21 protein-coding genes are annotated in these 19,782 nt (G+C 67.9%); 10 read left to right on the forward strand and 11 right to left on the reverse strand.

Annotated features, from left to right (window positions below; all coding sequences use genetic code 11):
- Window positions 1-40 precede the first annotated feature (40 nt).
- The 4 genes from LRK53_RS07200 to LRK53_RS07215 form a co-directional block, all read right to left on the reverse strand.
- A complete protein-coding gene (locus LRK53_RS07200; protein ID WP_027493550.1) occupies window positions 41-340 on the reverse strand; it encodes a hypothetical protein in 300 nt (99 codons plus the stop codon).
- Window positions 341-344: 4 nt separating this feature from the next.
- Window positions 345-2,507 carry a TonB-dependent siderophore receptor gene (locus LRK53_RS07205; RefSeq protein ID WP_027493551.1) on the reverse strand — a complete coding sequence of 721 codons (2,163 nt, stop codon included), beginning with the start codon at window positions 2,505-2,507 and terminating at the stop codon, window positions 345-347.
- A 254-nt stretch (window positions 2,508-2,761) separates the two neighbouring features.
- Window positions 2,762-4,636, reverse strand: a complete 1,875-nt coding sequence (locus tag LRK53_RS07210; RefSeq protein ID WP_027493552.1) for a 3'-5' exonuclease — start codon at window positions 4,634-4,636, stop codon at window positions 2,762-2,764.
- A 76-nt stretch (window positions 4,637-4,712) separates the two neighbouring features.
- Window positions 4,713-5,636, reverse strand: a complete 924-nt coding sequence (locus tag LRK53_RS07215) for an oxygenase MpaB family protein (RefSeq protein WP_235642591.1) — start codon at window positions 5,634-5,636, stop codon at window positions 4,713-4,715.
- Between the two features lie 235 nt (window positions 5,637-5,871).
- Here LRK53_RS07215 and LRK53_RS07220 point away from each other — a divergent pair, with 235 nt between their 5' ends.
- Complete coding sequence (locus tag LRK53_RS07220) at window positions 5,872-6,957, forward strand: 3-deoxy-7-phosphoheptulonate synthase (RefSeq protein ID WP_027493553.1); 1,086 nt, start codon at window positions 5,872-5,874, stop codon at window positions 6,955-6,957.
- A gap of 1 nt (window position 6,958) precedes the next feature.
- Here the strand turns inward: LRK53_RS07220 and LRK53_RS07225 are convergent, their stop codons facing one another.
- Entirely contained in the window at window positions 6,959-7,384 is a 426-nt protein-coding gene (locus LRK53_RS07225; protein WP_027493554.1) for an OsmC family protein, read from the reverse strand.
- Window positions 7,385-7,532: 148 nt separating this feature from the next.
- On the opposite strand from LRK53_RS07225, the gene LRK53_RS07230 reads away from it, so the two are divergent.
- From LRK53_RS07230 to LRK53_RS07260, 7 genes are all read left to right on the forward strand, one after another.
- Entirely contained in the window at window positions 7,533-7,808 is a 276-nt protein-coding gene (locus tag LRK53_RS07230) for a GNAT family N-acetyltransferase (RefSeq protein ID WP_037090219.1), read from the forward strand.
- A 21-nt stretch (window positions 7,809-7,829) separates the two neighbouring features.
- Window positions 7,830-8,522: a DUF1345 domain-containing protein gene (locus LRK53_RS07235; protein ID WP_027493556.1), complete on the forward strand. Its 693-nt coding sequence runs from the start codon at window positions 7,830-7,832 to the stop codon at window positions 8,520-8,522.
- 93 nt (window positions 8,523-8,615) lie between these two features.
- Entirely contained in the window at window positions 8,616-9,683 is a 1,068-nt protein-coding gene (locus LRK53_RS07240; protein ID WP_027493557.1) for an NAD(P)H-dependent flavin oxidoreductase, read from the forward strand.
- 104 nt (window positions 9,684-9,787) lie between these two features.
- Entirely contained in the window at window positions 9,788-10,174 is a 387-nt protein-coding gene (gene rsfS / locus LRK53_RS07245; RefSeq protein ID WP_008434396.1) for a ribosome silencing factor, read from the forward strand.
- A gap of 14 nt (window positions 10,175-10,188) precedes the next feature.
- Entirely contained in the window at window positions 10,189-10,659 is a 471-nt protein-coding gene (rlmH, locus tag LRK53_RS07250; RefSeq protein ID WP_027493559.1) for a 23S rRNA (pseudouridine(1915)-N(3))-methyltransferase RlmH, read from the forward strand.
- Between the two features lie 21 nt (window positions 10,660-10,680).
- Window positions 10,681-11,130 (forward strand): GNAT family N-acetyltransferase, encoded by a 450-nt coding sequence (locus LRK53_RS07255; protein ID WP_027493560.1) that lies wholly within the window; start codon window positions 10,681-10,683, stop codon window positions 11,128-11,130.
- A 5-nt stretch (window positions 11,131-11,135) separates the two neighbouring features.
- Entirely contained in the window at window positions 11,136-11,711 is a 576-nt protein-coding gene (locus LRK53_RS07260) for a Maf family protein (RefSeq protein WP_037090221.1), read from the forward strand.
- Here LRK53_RS07260 and LRK53_RS07265 read toward each other — a convergent pair.
- The gene (locus LRK53_RS07265) at window positions 11,695-12,522 is read right to left on the reverse strand and encodes a CPBP family intramembrane glutamic endopeptidase (RefSeq protein WP_235642592.1); all 828 of its coding nucleotides are present in this window, start codon (window positions 12,520-12,522) and stop codon (window positions 11,695-11,697) included. The two genes, LRK53_RS07260 and LRK53_RS07265, sit on opposite strands and share 17 nt — an antisense overlap.
- Before the next feature lie 120 nt (window positions 12,523-12,642).
- On the reverse strand, window positions 12,643-13,032 hold the full coding sequence (locus LRK53_RS07270) for an MAPEG family protein (protein ID WP_008434404.1): 390 nt from the start codon (window positions 13,030-13,032) through the stop codon (window positions 12,643-12,645).
- A 123-nt stretch (window positions 13,033-13,155) separates the two neighbouring features.
- On the opposite strand from LRK53_RS07270, the gene ypfJ reads away from it, so the two are divergent.
- The gene (gene ypfJ / locus LRK53_RS07275; protein ID WP_027492358.1) at window positions 13,156-14,013 is read left to right on the forward strand and encodes a KPN_02809 family neutral zinc metallopeptidase; all 858 of its coding nucleotides are present in this window, start codon (window positions 13,156-13,158) and stop codon (window positions 14,011-14,013) included.
- A 156-nt stretch (window positions 14,014-14,169) separates the two neighbouring features.
- Complete coding sequence (locus LRK53_RS07280; protein ID WP_027492359.1) at window positions 14,170-14,556, forward strand: YkgJ family cysteine cluster protein; 387 nt, start codon at window positions 14,170-14,172, stop codon at window positions 14,554-14,556.
- A 20-nt stretch (window positions 14,557-14,576) separates the two neighbouring features.
- On the opposite strand, the gene LRK53_RS07285 is transcribed toward LRK53_RS07280, so the two are convergent.
- The 4 genes from LRK53_RS07285 to LRK53_RS07300 form a co-directional block, all read right to left on the reverse strand.
- A complete protein-coding gene (locus LRK53_RS07285; RefSeq protein ID WP_338109854.1) occupies window positions 14,577-15,167 on the reverse strand; it encodes an IS630 family transposase in 591 nt (196 codons plus the stop codon).
- Window positions 15,118-15,642 carry a winged helix-turn-helix domain-containing protein gene (locus LRK53_RS07290; RefSeq protein WP_235642338.1) on the reverse strand — a complete coding sequence of 175 codons (525 nt, stop codon included), beginning with the start codon at window positions 15,640-15,642 and terminating at the stop codon, window positions 15,118-15,120. Before LRK53_RS07290 ends, LRK53_RS07285 begins: the two co-directional genes overlap by 50 nt.
- Window positions 15,643-15,772: 130 nt before the next feature.
- Complete coding sequence (locus tag LRK53_RS07295) at window positions 15,773-17,368, reverse strand: hypothetical protein (RefSeq protein WP_027493503.1); 1,596 nt, start codon at window positions 17,366-17,368, stop codon at window positions 15,773-15,775.
- A 425-nt stretch (window positions 17,369-17,793) separates the two neighbouring features.
- Window positions 17,794-19,638, reverse strand: coding sequence for a DEAD/DEAH box helicase (locus LRK53_RS07300; protein ID WP_027493502.1), 1,845 nt, complete (start codon window positions 19,636-19,638; stop codon window positions 17,794-17,796).
- Window positions 19,639-19,782 lie beyond the last annotated feature (144 nt).

A 19,782-nucleotide genomic window follows, 5' to 3' on the forward strand; every position in this document is an offset into this window, starting at 1 on the left:
CCCGCCAGCGGGTTCCTACGGCAAGAGGCGTGGAGTCTGTTCATCGCTCCTGCTCCGTAGCGGTGACGTGGGCGTCCGGCGTGCCGGCGCACCAGGCCAGGTACGGCTGCACGGCCAGCGCCAGCATCCAGCTGGCCAGCATCGCGCACAATCCGACGGCGGCGCCGAGTACGTCGATCCAGATCAGCAACGACAGCATGGCCAGCACGATGCCGAGGTTGCGCGCGACACGCGGCCTGCCGCGCAGCGCGTTCCACATGCAATGCGGTGACGCGGCGTACAGCGCAACGGCGGACAATGCGGCCATCGCGACGGCTGCCATGCTCAGCCAGAAAGCCACGCGCTTACCAGCGGTAACGCGCGCTGGCGGTGACCGTGCGCTCGTAGCCGTAGTAGCACCAGTAGGCGCTGTTGCAGACGGAGACGTAGTCCTTGTCGGTGAGGTTCGTGACATTCAGCTGGAAGCGCCAGTTGCCCGTGTCGTAGTGCACAGCGGCATCGAGCAGGGTGTACGACGGCGTCTTCCAGTCGTTGTAGATGTCGCCGTAGTGGCTGCCCACGTAGCGCACGCCGCCGCCGAAGCCGAGCCCGGCCAGCGGGCCGCCGACGATGGTGTAGTCGGCGCCCAGCGAAGCCTGCTGCTTCGGCAGCAAGGCGATCTGCTTGCCCAGCGAGGGCCGGTCGTTGCTGCGGGTGACCTTCGAGTTGCTGTAGGTGTAGTCGCCGTAGACGGTGAAGTTCGTGCCGATGTTCCAGCGGCCTTCCAGCTCCACGCCGCGCAGGCGCGTTTCGCCCTGCTGCACCTGGTACAGGGTGTGGTTCGGGTCGATCGTCAGCGAGTTCTTCTGGGTGATCTGATAGGTGGACAGGGTGAGCAGGCCGTTGCCGCCGGCCGGCTGGTATTTCAGGCCGGCTTCGTACTGGTTGCCGGTGGTCGGTTCGAACGCCTTGCCGGCGAAGTCGGTGCCCACGGTGGGCTGGAACGAATGCGACCAGGAGACGTACGGCGCCAGTCCGTTGTCGAACAGATAGTTGACGCCGATGCGGCCGGAGAACGCATGGTCGGTCTGGTGCGCGGTGCTGCCGCCGAGCCGGTTGTCGGTGTCGGTCTTCACGCGGTCCTGGCGACCGCCGATGGTGATGCCCCAGCGACCAAGCTTGACCTGATCCTGCAGGTACACGCCCAGCTGCGACTGCGTCTGGACGGTGTGGCTGGTGTAGGCCGGGACGGTCACCGGGCTGCCGTAGACCGGATCGAAGATGTCCAGCGGCGGCGCGTTGAAAGCGAAGGCAGAGGCGTAGTCGTCCTTTGAACGACGGTAGTCGATGCCGGCCAGCACCACGTGCTGCACGTTGCCGCTGCCGAAGGTGTACTGCAGGTTGTTGTCGACGCCGAAGGTTTTGGTGTGGTTCTCGTTCGGGAACAGATAGCGCAGCAGGGTGCGCTGGTCGGCGAGCAGGCCGAACGCGCCCACGTTGGCGCCGTTGTTGTCGACGTCGGCCTTGCCGTAGCGCAGGTTCTGGTTGAACGCCAGGCCGCTGGCGAAATCGTGGTGGAATTCGTAGCCGATCGAGGCGATCTTCTTGTTGTAGTCGTTCTGGCCCGGCTCGCCGGTGAAGCGGTGGCGCGGGATCTTGCCGTTCGGGTTCGATAGCAGGGTGCCCGACGCCGGCAGGAAGCCGCCGCCGGAGGCGGTATCGGCCTTCTGGAAGCGCGACAACACGGTCAGCGAGGTGCTGTTGTCGGGCTTCCAGGTCAGCGCCGGGGCGAGGTAGTAGCGGTCGTCCTTGATGTAGTCGACCATGGTGTCGCTGTTGCGCGCCAGCCCGGTGAGCCGGTACAGCAACGTGCCCGAATCGTTCAGCGGGCCGCCGAAATCGAACGTGCCCTGGCGCAGGTCGAAACTGCCGAGCTCGACACCCACTTCATGCAGCGGCTGTTCGGTTGGGCGCTTGCTGACCATGTTGATCATGCCGCCTGGCGGCATCGCGCCGTAGACCACCGATGACGGGCCCTTCAATACTTCCAGCCGCTCCAGCCCGTACGGCTCGATGCGGGTGAGCTCGGTGCCCGAGCCGGCCGGCAGGGCCAGCCCGTCCATGTAGCGTGCCGGGGCGAAGCCGCGCACCAGCAGCCAGTCGCTGCGCGAATCGGGGCCGTAGCCGCCGCCCTGCGCGCCGGCGGTGTACCACACCGCTTCCTCGATGCCGTGGATGCCGCGCACGCGCATCTGCTCGTCGGTGATCACCGAAACCGACTGCGGGATCTCCACGATCGGCGTATCGGTCTTGGTCACCGAATCGCTGTCCTTGGCGATCGGCGCGGTGACCTGCACGCCTTCGAGCGTGGTCGCCTTGCGTTGTGCGTCGTCGGCGGCAGCGGTGTCGGCGGCGTACGTCGGCGCCGCCAGCAACGCCAGCGCAGCGAGCAGGGGCAGGCTGGTCAGGGCCTGGCGAATGGCGCGCGGCAACGGCGCAGCGACGGAGGATGCGATCGGCAGTGGCATGGGGAACCTTGTGGACGGATCTGCGTGGATGGGCTGGCGTTTCGCGCGTGCGGCCGGTGGTGATCGGAGGCGACTCGCCTGGCCGGTTGTCGCGCGATGGCTTTTCTTATCTGCACCGGTCGATACCGGACGCAGGCGGGCCTGGGCGCCGCCCACCGCTACCGATCAGGTGAGAATGATTCTTATTGTAAAGATTGTCTCGCAGCACGACAACCGCGCCTACGGTGCGGCACGGTGTCGCGGAAGGGTGGCACTCAGTGGCCGGCCAGTTGTGCCGTCACGTCGTTGATCGAATCGCGGATGCGCCGGGAGAACACCGAGTCCAGGTGATGGATCAGCAGCAGGTGTTCGGTGGCGCGGGTCATGGCCACGTAGAGCAGACGCGCTTCGTCGTTCTCGCCCTGGCCTTCCTTGGGCAGGCCGCCGATGCCGGGGATGATCACGAGCGGGAATTCCAGGCCCTTGCTGGAATGCATGGTGACCAGCTTGACGCTGTCCTCCACTACGAACAGGGTCTGCTTGCCGGTGTTGTCGGCGAGCCGGCTGGGGATGTCCAGCCCGCGCAGCACCTCGTGCAGCTTTTCGCCTTCCCACTGGTTGCGGTAGATCACCGCCATCTCGGAATACGGACGGCCATGCGCGTGTTCGTCGCGCAGCCGCGCGATCAGCACGTCCATCTGCGCGCGGGCGGTGTCGGTGCGTACCAGTTCGGGCACGGCGCCGCGGCGGCCGGCGCTTTCCGGGGCGATCAGCGGCACGCCGTCGCCATCGGCCTCGTCGAGGCGCGAGGCGAGCAGGTCCTGCGCGAAGGCGCGCGCGACGGAGAGGATTTCCAGCGTGTTGCGGTAGTTGAGCTTGAGGATGGTGGTGCGGCCCTGCGCCTGCACGCCGAGGCTTTTCCAGCTGATCCTGCGGCGGTTCGGGTTGCCGTAGATGTTCTGCGCGTCGTCGTACAGCACCAGCAGCGAGTTGGTCGCCGGGTCGATCATCTGCACGATCAGCTTGTACCAGTCCGGCTCGAAGTCGTGGCCTTCGTCGACCAGCACGGCGCCGTACTGGGCGCGCGGAATCTGGCCGCGGTCCACGCCGGCGATCACCGCCGGCGGCAGCGCGTCGACGAAGGCCTTGCCGCTGCCGGGCGGCAGCGGCTCGTGGTAGGCCACCAGCATCTTGCGGCACCACTTGTGGAAGTTGTAGACCTGCACCTTCTCGCCGAGGCCGCGCTCGCCGATCAATTGTTCCAGCCGCGCGGCCAGCGTCTTGTTGTAGCAGAGCACCAGGATCGGCTTGTCCATCCCGCGCGCCAGCTGCATTGCGCGAAAGCCCAGGATCATCGTCTTGCCGGAGCCGGCCACGCCGTGGATGATCCGGTGCTCGTCGCCGATCGAGCGCGCCAGCTGCTCCTGCTGCGAGTCCATTACCTTGACCAGGTCGGGAATTTCCAGCGGCCGCACCGCCGCGTCGGTGGGGCCGAACAGGCCGAACTGGCCGCTGCCGGCTTCCACGCGCAATTCCGGGAACAGGTGCCAGCGCACGCGATCGATCTGCGGCAGGGTGAGCGCCACCGGATACACCTGCGGGAACATCGCCCACAGCCGTTGCTGGAACGCCTCGGCGTCGACCGTCTCGTACAGCTCGTCGCGGCAGATCACCAGGTGTTCGGGCAGCACCTCGCCCAGTGCGCCATCATCGAATTGCTTGCGGGTGATGTTGGCCAGCACCACGCCCCAGCCCCACGGCATGATCAGCTTGCCGGCATAACGCGAGCCTTCCGGGTGGCGCAGCGCCGGGTCGCGTTCCAGCACCACGCCGATCTCCAGCGCGTACGCGCGCGCCTGCAGCAGCGGGTTGTTCTCCTTCACCAGGCCGCGTTCGGTGACCAGGGTGAACTGGGTGCTGTCGGCGTGGCGGAGGGTGTCGGCCTTCCAGTCCTTCACCTCCAGCACCAGCAGGCCGCGGCGCGGGTGGAACACCACGAAGTCTGGATGGCGCTGCTTCACGCCGACCGGCACGTCGTACCACAGCAGGTAGTCGTCCTCGAGCTTCTGTTCCAGCCGCTCGGAAACGCGTTTCTCGCCGCCGGTCATCCGCGGCAGGCAGCTGTTGCGGGTCGGAATGAGGGTCGCCACGGAAATCCTCGACTGACGCTGTCGCACGACGTTAGCCGATGGGACGACGCTGTCAATGCCGCTGGACGGCGCGGCGTTACCTCCAGTGCCGCAACTGTTCCGGCGCCCTGTCCATGCGTCGGCAGGCGCGGCTGGCGATGCCGTCCTTCAGCGCAGCATGGAACACCGGCGCCACCGACCACAGCGCATGCGCCGCCAGTTGCGCCTGGCGGCGTTGCCACGGCGTGTGGCGCAGCAGCGTGAGCGCCCAGTTCGGCAGCAGCGCGTGGCCGGCGTACAGGAACAGGTCGCGCGACAGCCCGGCCGCCGGCACCGGCAGGCGCACCCGCGCCAGCAGATCGAGCACGACGCGGGAGCGTTCAGTGAAGGCCAGCTCGGGGCGGATGCGCCGGAAATAATCCGCCACCTCGTGTTCGCTGGCCGGCACGCCGTGGGCGCCCAGCGCCTCGGCGGTCCGTCGCACCTCGTCGTAGTAGCGGTCGGCCGCGTCTTCCGGCAGTGCCGCATGGCTGTAGCGGCGGTAGCCCTGTAGGAAGCAGTACGCCTCGCTGACGTGCACCCAGGTCAGCAGCTCGGGATCGTTGGCGCGGTAGGGGCGCCCGTCCTCGCCATGCCCCACGATGTGGTCATGGATCTGCCGCACGTGCTCGATCAGCGCCTCGGCCTGGGCGCGCGGCGCATAGGTGGTGCCACCGACGAATGCGGTGGTGCGGCGCAGCCGGCCGAGCAGATCGCCGCGGAAATTGGAGTGGTCCCATACCCCGGCCAGCGCCAGCGGGTGCAGCGCCTGCAGGGTCAGCGCGGCGAGGCCGCCGGCGAGCATGCCGGGGAAGTCCGCATGCACACGCCAGGTCGCGCTGTGCGGCCCGAACAGGCCGGGGTCACCGTGCGGGTGGTCGTAGTCGGGGCCTCCATTTTCGGCGCGGGGAAAGGCCTTGAGCACCCAGCGGCGGATCGGTTCGCGGGCGGGTCGGGTCAGCAGGTCGAGGGGCAATGGCATGCCGCCAGTCTAGCCTTCTGCCGGCGGGGAGTTTGATTTGGACGTCCATTGTGTTATCAATGTCGTCATGTCCTCCATCACCGCCCGCCTGTATTTCTGGTTTTACGGCTACCCGAAGCCAATGGCGGCGGCGCGGACGCGATCGTTTTGAACTGATCGAAAGAACCACACCGAACCGCCACCACAGGGCGGTTTTTTTATGGCCGCTACCTGAAAAATCCCCAGGAGAGCCGCCATGCATACCACCGACGACCTGCGCATCCGCGCCTTCACCCGCCTCGGCACACCAGCCGAAATCATCCGCGACTGCATGGCCACCGACGCGGCGCTGGCCACCGTGGACGCGTCGCGCCGCGTCCTGCACCGCATCCTTTCCGGTGACGACGACCGCCTCGCGGTGGTGATCGGCCCGTGCTCGATCCACGACCCGCGCGCCGCGCTGGAATACGCCACGCGGCTGGCGCCGCTGCGCCGCGCGCTGGGCGATGCGCTGGAGATCGTGATGCGGGTGTACTTCGAGAAGCCGCGCACCACGGTCGGCTGGAAGGGGTTGATCAACGATCCCGACCTCGACGGCAGCTTCCAGATCGACAAGGGCCTGCGCATCGCCCGCGGCCTGCTCCGGGACATCAACGTGCTGGGCGTGCCGGCCGGCTGCGAGTTCCTCGATATGATCACGCCGCAGTACATCGCCGACCTGGTGGCGTGGGGTGCGATCGGTGCGCGCACCACCGAGAGCCAGGTGCATCGCGAGATGGCCTCGGGGCTGTCCTGTCCGGTCGGCTTCAAGAACGGCACCGACGGCAACGTGAAGATCGCGGTGGACGCGGTGCAGGCCGCGTCGCAGCCGCACCATTTCATGGCGGTGACCAAGGACGGCCAGGCCGCCGTGGCGGCGACCAGCGGCAACGGCGACTGCCACGTGATCCTGCGCGGCGGCAAGGCGCCGAACTACGACGCGGCCAGCGTCGACGCCGCCTGCGCAGCGATCGGCAAGGCCGGTCTGCGCGCGCAGGTGATGATCGACGCCAGCCACGCCAACAGCAGCAAACAGCCGGAGAATCAGCCGCGAGTGGTCGGCGACATCGCCGCGCGCATCGCCGCCGGGGAAACGCGCATTCTCGGCGTGATGGTGGAGAGCCACCTGCTCGGCGGCCGCCAGGAGCTGCAGCCGGGCCAGCCGCTGCGCTACGGCCAGAGCATCACCGACGGCTGTATCGACTGGGACAGCTCGGTGCAGGTGCTGCAGCATCTGGCGCAGGCGGTACGCCAGCGGCGCCAGGCCGATGCATCCGTGCCCCGTGCGGAGGTTGCCGCCTGAGTCAGCTTTCCAGCCGGGCGTCCAGCGTGATCTCGGCCTTCAACAGCTTGGACACCGGGCAGCCCAGCTTGGTCGCCTGCGCGATGTTGTCGAACGTGGCCGCGTCGATGCGCGGCACCTTGGCCCGGCAGCTAAGTGCTACCGCGGTGATGCTGAAGCCGTCGCCGTCCTTGAGCAGGGTCACCGTTGCCTTGGTGTCGATGCTGTCGGCGGTGAAGCCGGCCTTGCCCAGCTCCAGCGACAGCGCCATCGAGTAGCAGCCGGCATGGGCCGCGGCGATCAATTCCTCCGGGTTGGTGCCGGGTCCGTCCTCGAAACGCGACTTGAAGCCGTACGGCGCCTCGCGCAGCACGTCGGTATCGGTCGACATCGTGCCCTGGCCGTCCTTGATGCCGCCGGACCAATGCGCGGACGCGGATCGTTTCATGGGATTCTCCCGTGGGTTGTGGCAGGCAGGTACCCACGATGCCCGATGCCGCATGCAGCCGGCGCGAACGAAGCGACGCCATCGCTTCACGCCCGGTTGCCACGCACAGGTCGTATCCTTGTCGACTGCCTTTCCGGAGGAAGTTCGCATGCCGTTCGCCATTCAGCACGATCGCCTTGCCCATCGCTTCGAAACCCGCGTGGATGGCGAGCTATGCCTGCTCGATTACACCCTGGCCACCGGCGTGATGACGATCACCCGTACGGAAGTGCCAGCCGTGGTGGGCGGGCGCGGCATCGCCGCTGCCCTGGTGCAGGAGGCGCTGGCGGCGGCGCGCGCCGAAGGCTGGAAGGTGGTGCCGGCCTGCTCGTATGCTGCCGCGTGGATGCAGCGGCATCCGGCATACCACGACCTGCTCGGCTGAGTTCCTGACGCGGAGATACGCATGGAAAAAACCCCGGCAGGGGCGGCATCGGGTGCAACGAAGCCGCATGGTTGGCGGCCGTGGCATTTCGTGAAGGGCCGGCCATGGATGATCGCGGCGCTGGCCATCCTCGTCGCCTGCATGGTGGTGTTGTCGGCTTTCGGCATGCGCCCGACCACCGCGTTGCTGCTCGGCTTCGACCTGGCCGCGGTGGTCTACCTGGGCAGCCTGGCGCGCCTGTTCAACCGGGCCACGCCGGACCACATGCGCAGCCGGGCGCAGAAGCTGGATATCGGGCGCTGGGGCGTGTTGTGGGGCGGCGTGCTGTTGTCCGCGGTGGTACTGGCCGCGCTGGGCAACGAACTGCACGCGGCCAAGGGAGGCGGCATGCTGGCGCTGGCGGTCGGTGTGCTCAGCGTGGTCCTCAGCTGGCTGTTCCTCAACATGATGTTCGCGCTGCACTATGCGCATGGCTACTACGGCGATCTCGGCGGCAAGCATGCCGGACTGGAATTTCCCGATACGCCCAGGCCCGACTACTGGGATTTCGCCTACTTCTCGATCGTGATCGGCATGACCTTCCAGGTCTCCGACGTGCAGATCAGCAGCAAGTACCTGCGCCGCGTGGTACTGCTGCACAGCGTGATCTCGTTCTTCTTCAACGTGTTCATCATCGCGATCACGGTGAACATCGTGGCTGGACAGGGCGGCTGAGCGTTCGACACCGGCAGGCGCAACTGTCGGTGGCTTCTGCCGCGCAGCGCACAGGCGGATACTTGGCCGGTTTCCACTGCGGGCCACCATGCCATGCAAACCGCGTTCGCCAGCCGGCTCGGCATCGAGCATCCGCTGATCCAGGCTCCGATGTCCGGCTCGACGCCACCGGCGCTGGTGGCCGCCGTATCGAACGCGGGTGCGCTGGGTTCGCTTGGCGCCGGTTATCTCGAAGCGCAGGCGATCCTTGATCAGGCGGCGCGGATCCGTGCGCTCGGTGAGCGACCGTATGCGATCGGCCTGTTCGTGCTGCCGGACGAATTCGCGGCCGACATGGCCGCGGTGGCGAAGGCGCGCGCACAGCTCGATGCGCTGATGGCGCGCGAAGGTCTCGACGTGTGCACCAGCCTGCCGTCACGCTGGGCGCCGCGCTTCTCCGAGCAGTTCGCCGCGCTGTGCGAGGCGCGCCCGGCGGTGGCGATCTTCGCGTTCGGGGTGATTGCTCCGGCGCAGATGCGTGAGCTGCACCAGCGTGACATCTATGTGATCGGCACCGCCACCACGGTGGCCGAGGCGCGCGCCTGGGCCGAGGCCGGCGCCGACGCGGTGTCCATGCAGGGCGCCGAGGCTGGCGGCCATCGCGGCAGCTTCCTGCACGAGGCCGAGGACGCGATGATCGGCTTGTTCGCGCTGCTGCCGCTCGCCGTGCGGGCGGTCGACATTCCGGTGATCGCCGCCGGCGGCATCATGGACGGCCGCGGCCTGCTGGCGGCCGAAGTGCTCGGCGCGGCGGCCAGCCAGCTCGGCACCGCCTTCCTCGCCTGCCCGGAGTGTTCGGCGGCCGAGGCGTGGAAGCGCGACCTGCCGCTTGCCGAGGAATACCGGGTCACCACCATCCGCAGCTTCTCCGGTCGCGCCGCGCGCGGCTTGCGCAACCGCTTCGTCGAGGCCATGCCCGAGGCGGCGCAGGGCTTGCCGTATCCGGTGCTGAATGCGCTCACTGCGCCGTTGCGCCGTGCCGCCGCGGAAGCTGGGCGCGGCGACCTGCTGTCCGAATGGTGCGGCCAGGCTGCCGCCCTGGTGCGTCCGCAGCCAGCCGCCGAACTGGTGGCGCGGTTGATGCACGAATACCGGCTGGCCAGGCGCACGCTGGCGGGTTGAGCGAGCGCAGCTGCGGGCCGCCGCCTTGACGTGCCGTTGCGGTTGCGCGGTTATACTGCGACCGCGCCATTTCGCGCTGCGATCCCGCATCGAGGCCCATCCTCTTGAGCACAGCCCGTACCCACAAGGCCGTCACCACGGCCGCCCTGCGCAAGTCGGTCATCGACGCGCTCGAAGAACTGAAGGCCAAGGACGTGCGCGAGATCGACGTCCGCGGCAAGACCTCCATCGCCGACCTGCTGGTGATCGCCTCCGGCACCTCGGCCCGCCACGTCAAATCCATCGCCGACGAAGTGGGCAAGTTTGCCAAGAAGGCGGGTGTGATGCCGCTGGGCGTGGAAGGCGAGGCGGAAGGCGAATGGGTGCTGGTCGACCTGGGCGACGTGATCGTCCACGTGATGCTGCCGCGCATCCGCGAGTTCTACGGCCTGGAGCGGCTGTGGACGGTGGGTGACCACGGGCACGAAGCCGACGCTGCACAAGCGGGCTGAGTCCGACCCACGGCATGCGCGCGCGCCTGATCGCGGTCGGTGAACGCATGCCCGGCTGGGTGGCGGAAGGCTTTGCCGAATACCGCAAGCGGCTGTCGCACGAGCTACCGCTGGAACTGGTCGAACTGAAGCCAGGCAACCGCGGCAAGGGCCGCGACGATGCGCGGGCGATCCAGGACGAGGGCGCGGCGATTCTCGCGGCGTTGCCGCACGACATCCACGTCGTCGCGCTCGATGGCCGTGGCAAGCCGTGGTCCAGCGAGGAGCTGGCCGCGCAGCTGGCGAAGTGGCGCATGGTCGGGCGTGACCTGGCGTTCCTGATCGGTGGCCCCGACGGCCACGCGCCCGAGGTGCTGGCACGCGCCGAGCAGCGCTGGTCGCTGGGGCCGCTCACCTTGCCGCACATGCTGGTGCGGCTGGTGCTGGCCGAGCAGTTGTATCGCGCCACCACGATCGCGTCCGGCCACCCGTATCATCGTGCCTGACCCCCACGGAACCTGCCCGCCATGTCCTTCCAGATCCGCCAGGCCACCATGCTCGACCTCGATACGCTGGCGCCGCTGTTCGACGGCTACCGCCAGTTCTACGGCCAACCGGCGGACCTGGCGCGGGCGCGGGATTTCCTGGCGGAGCGCTTCCACCACCACGAATCGCTGGTCCTGCTGGCGCTGGACGAGCATGGCGCGGGGCTTGGTTTCACCCAGCTGTATCCGTTGTTTTCCTCGGTGCGCACCGTGCGCACCTGGCTGCTCAACGACCTGTTCGTGGCCGCGACGGCGCGGCGGCAAGGCGTGGGGGCCGCGTTGCTGAAGGCGGCCGCGGAGCATGCGCACGCGCTGGGCGCGGCCAGCCTGTCGCTGTCCACCGCGCTGGACAACGCGCCGGCGCAGGCGCTGTACGAATCGCTGGGCTGGCAGCGCGACCGCCAGTTCTGCGAATACGGCCTGACACTTTGACGCCGGTGCTCCACCTCGCCTCGCAATCGCCGCGCCGGCGCCAGTTGCTGGAACAACTCGGCGTGGATTTCGCCGTACTCGACGTCGACGTGCCTGAGCAGCGCGCGCCAAGTGAATCACCGCGGGGCTACGTGAGCCGGGTGGCGCGCGACAAGGCGCGCGCCGGCCTCGCGGCGCTGGCGCACGCGGGCGACGCGCGGGTGATCGGCGCGGACACCGAGGTGGTGCTGGACGACGAAGTGTTCGGCAAGCCGCGTGATGCCGCCGATGCGGCCGCCATGCTGCGCCGGCTGTCGGGCCGCACGCATGCGGTGATTTCGGCGGTGTGGCTGGTCGGCGCCGGCGGCGAGCAGTGCGAGGTGTGCGTGTCGCAGGTACGCTTCGCCACGCTGGACGAAGCGGCCATCGCTGCCTACGTCGCTACCGGCGAGCCGTTCGGCAAGGCCGGCGGGTACGCGATCCAGGGCCGCGGCGCGGCGATGGTCGCGCACCTCGACGGCAGCTATTCCGGAGTGATGGGCCTGCCGCTGTTCGAGACCGCGCGGCTGCTGCGCGCTGGCGGGATCAGCCCGGCGGGTTGACCGCCACGAACCAGGCGGCGGTGGCCAGCAGGTTGTTGACGCCATGCGCCAGCACCGTCGGCCAGATCGAGCCCGCACGCAGACGCAGGCCGGCCAGCAGCAGTGCCAGCAACAGCAGGTTCGGCAGCGCGTACCACTGATACTCCAGCCCTGGCAGATGCACCAGCGCGAACAGCAGTGAGCTGACGGCCACCGCCCAGCCGACCGGCCAGCGCTTCATCAGGGCCGACAGCAGCACGCCGCGGAACAGCAGTTCCTCCACCAGCGGCCCCACGCCCACCACCATCACCAGCAGTGGCAGGCGCAGGCCCAGTGGAGTACGCCCGCCGATCTGCTGGATGTCCTGGGTCACCGTGTGGCCCTGGGCCAGCCACTCGGTCAACAGCGCACCGAGGAACGGCGCCGCCAGTCCGACCAGCACCGCCAGCGCGAAGAACAGCGGCTGGCGCGGCGGCGTGAAGCCGAAACCCGGCGGCTGCGCCAGCGGCCACAGCGCCGGCCAGGTGCGGCGAGCCAGCCACAGGGTGAGCGGCGCGGCCACGCCTAGCGATAGTATCGCCAGCAATGCCTGCATCGCCGGCTGCGTCAGCGTCGTGCGGATGGTTGCCTCGATGCCCGGGCCGCCGTCGCGCAAAGCCGCCGTCACCGCGATCGCCGACGCGAACAGGAAGCTGACGATGAGCTGCAGCGCGAAGTAGGTGACGATGATGCCCACGGTGGCGCGCAGGCCGGGCGCAGCGCTGCCGGCATGCGGTGGGGGTGGCGAATCCTGAGGCGACAGTGGCGAGACCTCGGTGCTGCTGATTTGCATGCGGTGACCATCGCTTGTGGCGGAGAGCGGCGCAAGCTGCGCCTTCAAGCTAGTGGCTGGCAGGCCGACCGCGCAACCCTGCCGATCGGCAGGATCGTACGCGGCCTGCGGGCCGGGTGTTCAGACCAGCATCGCGCGGCCGACGCCGACGCAGGCCAGCACCAGCAAGGCGGCCCAGCCGGACATGCCGACCAGGTAGCCGGGGCCGCGTCTGGCCGGATCCTTCAGGTAGGCCAGCGCATACCACACACGGCCGGCGACCCACACCAGCCCGGCCACTCCGGCCCAACCGCTGAAACCGTAGTGCGCCGCCAGCCACAGCGTGGGCAGGAACATCACCGTGTTCTCCAGCGTGTTCATCTGCACCCGGTAGGCACGTTCGAATGCGGGGTGCCCGCTGGTGGCCGGCGCCTTGATGGCGTACTTGCCGCGGGCATGGCCGACGGCCCACATGGTGCCGAACAGCAACAGCACGGTGAGCAGGGTGACCAGGGCGGGCAGGTGGGTCATGCTGGAATCCTCACGAAGGGTCGCCTACTTTAGCGGCAGCGCGCGGCGTGGCGTGACCCTGGCCGACGCGTTATCGTCGCCCCGCGGCGTCGGGGCGGATGCATCAGTCAACGAGGGGTTCCTATGGATTGGCGGAAAGGCGGCAGCAGCAGCAACGTGGAGGTCGACAGCGGCGGCGGTGGTCCGCGCTTCGGCGGCGGCGGGCGGATGGGCCTGGGCGGGCTGATCGTGCTGGCGCTGCTGGGCTGGATCTTCTTCAAGAATCCGCTGGCGCTGCTGGACCAGAGCGGCGGCCTGCCGGGCGCCCAGACGCAGACCGGGCAGCCCGTCCAGGTCGATCCCGAGCAGCAGGCTTTCGTCAGCGCGATCCTGCATTCGACCGAACAGAGCTGGGGGCAGATTTTCCAGGCGCATGGCGCGACCTATGTCGAGCCCAAGCTGCACCTGTTCAGCGGCGGCGTGAACACGGCCTGCGGCGGCGCCACCACAGCGGTGGGGCCGTTCTACTGCCCAGGCGACCAGAAGGTGTACCTGGACCTGGCGTTCTTCCAGCAGTTGCAGGGCGAGCTGCACTCCTCCGGCGATTTTGCCCGCGCCTACGTGATCGCGCACGAGGTCGGCCACCACGTGCAGAAGCTCACCGGCGTGTTCGACAAGGTGCGCCAGCTGCAACAGCGTGGCGTGCCGATGGATGGTGCCGACGGCCTGTCGGTACGGCAGGAACTGCAGGCGGACTGCTACGCCGGCGTGTGGGCCAACCACAGCCAGCAGGAGCTGAACTGGCTGCAGCCGGGCGACATCGAGTCGGCGCTCAACGCGGCCAGCCACATCGGCGACGATGCCCTGCAGCAGCAGGCGCAGGGCCGGGTGCGCCCGGATACGTTCACCCACGGCACCTCGGCGCAGCGCGTGAAGTGGTTCAAGGCCGGCTTCAGCAGTGGCGACGTCGCCCAGTGCAACACCTTCGCCGGTGAGCCATGAGTTCTCAAGCAGGCAGCCGCAAAACGACTGCCTGCTTTCAAAGCCCCTCCCCTGCTTGCAGGGGAGGGTAGGGAGGGGTGGCTTTTGCTGCGCAGCCGCTGCCCGCTGCTCTAGAATCCGCCTCCTGCGCGCCTCGGGGCGCCCCCGGCCAATCCGATGGAACATCCCTGCCTGCGTTGCGGTGCCTGCTGCGCGTACTTTCGCGTGGCGTTCCATTGGTCGGAAGCGGAAGCCTTCCTCGGCGGCAACGTGCCGCCGGAGCTGACCGAAAAGCTCGACCCGCACCGCCTGGCGATGCGCGGCACCAACGCCGCGCAGCCGCGCTGCGTGGCCTTGCAGGGTACGGTGGGTGAGGCGGCGCATTGCGGCATCTACCCGCAGCGGCCCTCGGTATGCCGCGAGGTGCAGCCGTCGTGGGAGTTCGGCACGGTCAGCCCGCAGTGCGACAAGGCGCGCCTCGCGCACGGCCTGCCGGTGCTGACGCCGGAGGACTGGCTCGACCCGTTCGACGCTGGTGAACCGCCGCTGCCGCAGAGCGCCTGAGCGCGCTGCGGCGTCTGATACTAATTTGCGTTCAATGATATAGAAGTTATCCACTTGAAGCCGGTCAAAGACTGGGTTTGGTCGTGATCGACTTCCAGTGCGCGCAATCCGCCGGCTAGGGTCGTTTCGACGGCATCGAGGTTCTTGAAGACCTCGTTGCCGAAGTCTTGCTCGCGCAAGGCCTTCCAGAGATGCTCGGCTGGGTTGAGCTCGGGGCTATAGGGGGGAAGGAACACCAGGCGCATGGAGTCGGGAACGACCAGGGCGTTTGCCTGATGCCAGCCGGCTTGATCCATGACCATGAGAATGAACTCGCCAGGATGGCGACCGGCCACTTCGGCCAGGAACAGGGACATGGCCTCGGCATTGACCCACGGCAAGATGAGACTGTCGAGGACGCCGTCGTGAGGACTCACGGCGGCGAAGGCGTAGATGTATTGACGTTCCAGCCGCGCCCCCACGACAGGACGTGTCGGTGAGGGCGCCCAACATCGCCGTGGCGAGCCGAGCAGGCCAAACCGCCCCTCGTCCTGGAACATCAAGCGAACCGGGCGACCGCACCTAGCCTGACGCGCGACCTCGGCGCGAACGCAGCGCCGCAGTTTTTTTATATGCCGCTTGGGCCGAAACGTCTGCCTTCGGGTGGCGGGGCCGTGGAATCACCTTGCGCCAACCATGCCGCTCCAACAGGCGATAGATCGTCGACAGCGCCACCGGTTTGCCGACCCGTGCCGCATATGCCTGCCGGATGTCCAAGGCACGCAACATCCCACCCATCTCGGCCTGTCGCACAAACGGCTCCAGCAGTGCCTTCTCCTCTTCCTCGCTCAAGTACTGATGATGGCGGCCGCCACGCTCGTTCAGCGCGAAGATCGCCTCACCTTCCTTGGCCCAGCGCGAATGGATCGTATGGACGGTCGACGCCGACCATCCCAGGATCTGGGCAATCTCCTGCGCCGAGCTCCCCAGTGTGGCCCGTAGCAGCACGCACTGGATTCGCTGGTACTCGCGATGCGATCCGGCTTGCTTCAGTCGCTCCGCCAGTCGCTTCACCGTGGCCTTGTCGTTGCCGATCAGTGTCTTCACTTGCCATCTCCCTTCCAGGCGATGGCAAGAGTATATCTAGTTTATTGAACGCAAGTTGGTATGAAACAGCAGGGGAGAGCTGCCCGCCACCGCGATGGGTGACGGGCATGCGGATTACCCGGGAGCCTGTTTATTGGCAGCCAGGGAACTTGAACGACGCAATGCGCGTGTTCCAGTTGAACGAGCCGGTGTTCTGCAGGTACTCGGTGGTGTACCAGAACGTGCAGTCGTCGACCGGGTCGACCGTCATCGCGCTGTAGTCACCCCAGCGCGACAGGTTGTTGCCGCTCTGCGATCCGTTGCCTTCGATGATGCTGTTCTCCGCTTCCAGCGTGTTCAGCGGGTCGCTGGCCAGGCGGCCGGTGTAGCGGATCGCCGGGTGCAGCGCGCTGCTGGATACGCTGTAGCCGAGCGCCATGTTGCCCTGCTTGTCCATCGCCACCGAGCCCATCCAGCGGAAGCTGGTGTCCGGCGAGAAGGTGGATTGCTGGTACACCACCGGTGTGGTGCCCGGGCTGCGGATCTCGTACCAGCGCACGCCGGTATACGGGTTCTTGCGCGAGGTGCCGACCTGCACCGAGTGGTTGACCACCAGTGACTCGTGAGTGCCGAAGTTGCGGTAGGCCAGGCGGAACATCAGGCGGTCGCCCAGCGAGTCCAGCTTTTGCCGCGTACCGTATTGCGGGATGCAGCTGCCGCCGCGGCAGGCGGTGGCGAAGGCGGCCACCGGAATGTTGAGCGGACCGCTCAACGAGGTGTTGGCGCTGTTCGCCCAGTCTACGTGGAACTTCCACAGGTTCACCGAATTGCTGGTGAAGTTCAGCATGTAGTTCGGCGAACCGGCCGGCGGCGCGGTGGCGCCATCGAGGTCCGCCGGCAGCACGCCGCCGTAGCTGGTGGACAACTGGAAGCACTGCTGGGTCGCCGCCTGGCCGTTCAACATCGCCGTGCGGTCATAGGCGCACAGCTTGGCACCCTGGAACGTACTGGTGAACATGTTGAAGGTCTCGTAGTAACCGTCCGGCCAGACACCCATCTTCGGATAGTCAGGAAAGACGCTGCCGTAGGAGAAGGCATAGCGGTAGTACGCGCCGGTGGCGTCGCTGGTGGCCGACACGGCCACGCACTGGTAATACGGCGTGGCGCTGACGGCGAACTGCGAGACGACCCAGCGGTTGGCGGCCTTGTCGTAGACCACCACGGCATCGCCGTCGTTGTCGGCCTCGCAGGGGCCGCCGAAGCCGGACCACAGGGTGTTGCTCGGCACCGGACCGTAGGTCACCGCCTTGCTGGCCTTGTCGAACACCGCGAAGCCGGTGTTGACGATCTGCAGATACTGGGTGGCGCCGACAGCGCCGTTCGTATCCGGCGGCGCGCTGTTGACGGTGAAGGTGCCCTGCGGGCCGCTGAAGCCCTGGCCGACGCCTTCGAAACCGGCGCCCAGTGCGGGCGCAAACGCCCCGGTGATGGTGTGTTGCACGGCGCCGTCGGTCTGGTTGCCCGGAGCCAGCGGCGGCAGTGGATGCAGCGGATGAATGCGGGGACTCTTGGAGAAATCTTCCGGTCGCGGCATCGTGCCGCGCAGGGAGCGCAAGGTGTCGTGTTTCACGGCAGGCGTCACTTCCACCTTCGGCGCCGCGTTTTCGGCGAAGGCCTGGTTGCTTGTCGCCAGACCGAAAACGGCGCCCAGCGCGATGCTCAAGGCTGTCAAGTTTCGTGATGACATGGGTTCCCCTCCACGAGGTAACGGCATTGGAAAGGGTCGACGCGTGCGACTGGCGTTGCACAGCTTTGGTGGCCAGGCACGACAGGGATCCGATAACCGTTCCACCATCACGCGACTTCGGCATCGCGCGCCCCTGGACTTCCAGGCGGAACGGCGGAGTCATAGCGCTTCGAGGGGAATTTTTCGTGAAGAGGTCGTCCGGCGCCTGACGGCAGGCAGCCGTTTATCCCGAGCCGCGTACGCGGCCGCCTGCAGGTACGCGATGGCGGCCGGCGCCGACCAGTCGAGTCGCGGCTCGGCGTCGCGGAATGGACGATGTTCGACCGTCGAGCTGGAGCCCGACATACGGCGAGTTCGCGGCAACGACGGCCCTGCAGGTGTGGTGTCGTCGCGCCGTCGCTTGTCGTGCGGCGCGACCCGGACGCTTACTTGCGCCGCGGCGGTTTGGCCCCGCCGGGCCGCGGCTTGAAGCTGCCGGGCTTCCTGAAACCGCCCGGCTTGTGCGCCGGCGGTGCGCTGTTGCCGGTGTCGCTGCCGTCCCACTCATGGATGCGCAACTGCTGCTGCACCACCCACACCTTTTTCAGGTGCTCGAAGATTTCCTTCGGCATGCCGTCGGGCAGGTCGATCAGGCTGTAGTGGTCGCGGATGCTGAGGCGGCCGATGTACTGGCTGTCCAGCCCGGCTTCGTTGGCGATCGCGCCGATGATGTTGCCCGGCTTCACGCCGTGCTCGTGGCCGACCTCGATACGATAGGTGCGCTTGCCCTGCTCGGTGGCGTGCGCGCGCAGCGGGTGGGGATGGCCAGACTCGCGCGGCAGCGCGTCTTCGTGACTGCGCGGTTTGTGCTCGCGGGTCGTGCGGCTGGCGCTGTCGCGCTCGCGTGGCTTGTGCTCGCGGGCGGCCGGTTCGTATTTCTCGCGCTTCGGCGGCGGCGCCAGCAGCAGTGGCTGGTCGCCCTGGGCGATGCGCGCCAGCGCGGCGGCGATCTCGACGGCCGGCACGTTGTGTTCCTGCTCGTACTGCTCGATCAGCTTCTGGAATTCACCAAGGTCGCCCTGGGCCAGCATGTCGCTGATGCGCTGCTTGAACTTGCCGATGCGCACGTCGTTGACCACCTCGACCGACGGCAGCTGCATCTGCTCGATCGGCTGCCGGGTGGCGCGCTCGATCGCGTGCAGCATGCCGCGCTCGCGCGGGCTGACAAACAGGATCGCCTCGCCGCTGCGCCCGGCGCGACCGGTGCGACCGATGCGGTGCACGTAGCTTTCGGTGTCGTAGGGGATGTCGTAGTTCAGCACATGGCTGATCCGCTCCACGTCGAGGCCGCGCGCGGCCACGTCGGTGGCGACCAGGATGTCGAGCTTGCCGTCCTTCAGCTGCTGGATCACCCGCTCGCGCTGCGCCTGGGCGATGTCGCCGTTGATCGCGGCGGCGGCCAGGCCGCGCGCCTGCAGCTTCTCGGCCAGCTCCTCGGTGGCCTGCTTGGTGCGCGCGAAGATGATCATCGCGTCGAACGGCTCGGCCTCGAGGATGCGCGTCAGCGCGTCGAGCTTGTGCATGCCGCTGACGAACCAGTAGCGCTGGTGGATGTTCGCCGCGGTGGTGGTGGCCGCCTTGATGGTGACCTCGACCGGCTCCTTCAGGTGGCGCTGCGCGATCTTGCGGATCGGCGCCGGCATGGTCGCCGAGAACAATGCGACCTGGCGTCCCGGCGGGGTGGCCTGCAGCACTTTCTCCACGTCGTCGATGAAGCCCATGCGCAGCATCTCGTCGGCTTCGTCGAGCACCAGGAACTTCAGCTCGGAGAGGTCCAGCGTGCCCTTGTCCAGGTGATCGATCACGCGGCCGGGCGTGCCGACCACCACGTGCACGCCGCGCTTGAGCGAGTGCAGCTGCGGGCCGTAGCTCTGGCCGCCGTAGATCGGCAGCACCTGGAAGCCGGGCAGGTGGGCGGCGTAGGTCTGGAATGCCTCGGCCACCTGGATCGCCAGCTCGCGCGTGGGCGCCAGTACCAGCGCCTGCGGCTTGCCAGGCTTGCGCTCGATACGCGACAGGATCGGCAGCGCGAACGCGGCAGTCTTGCCGGTGCCGGTCTGCGCCTGGCCGAGCACGTCGCGGCCTTCCAGCAGCGGCGGGATGGTCGCGGCCTGGATCGGCGAGGGGGACTCGTAGCCGACGTCGGCCAGCACGCGCAGGACATCGGGGTGCAGCGCAAGTGCGCCGAAGCCGGACGACACCGGGGTGTGGTCGGGAGCAGGGGACGACATGGGGGAACCTCGGGAAGGCAGCGCCGGGAATGCGGCGCGCGGATCGTGCATTCTACCAGCGTCCATGGGCGCGCGCGGCGCTTCCGGCTGAACGCGAACGTGATGGCGGCGCGGTTATGCTTCGCGTTGCCTTTGCCAATGGAG

The organism is Rhodanobacter thiooxydans (assembly GCF_021545845.1).
Classification (GTDB): domain Bacteria; phylum Pseudomonadota; class Gammaproteobacteria; order Xanthomonadales; family Rhodanobacteraceae; genus Rhodanobacter.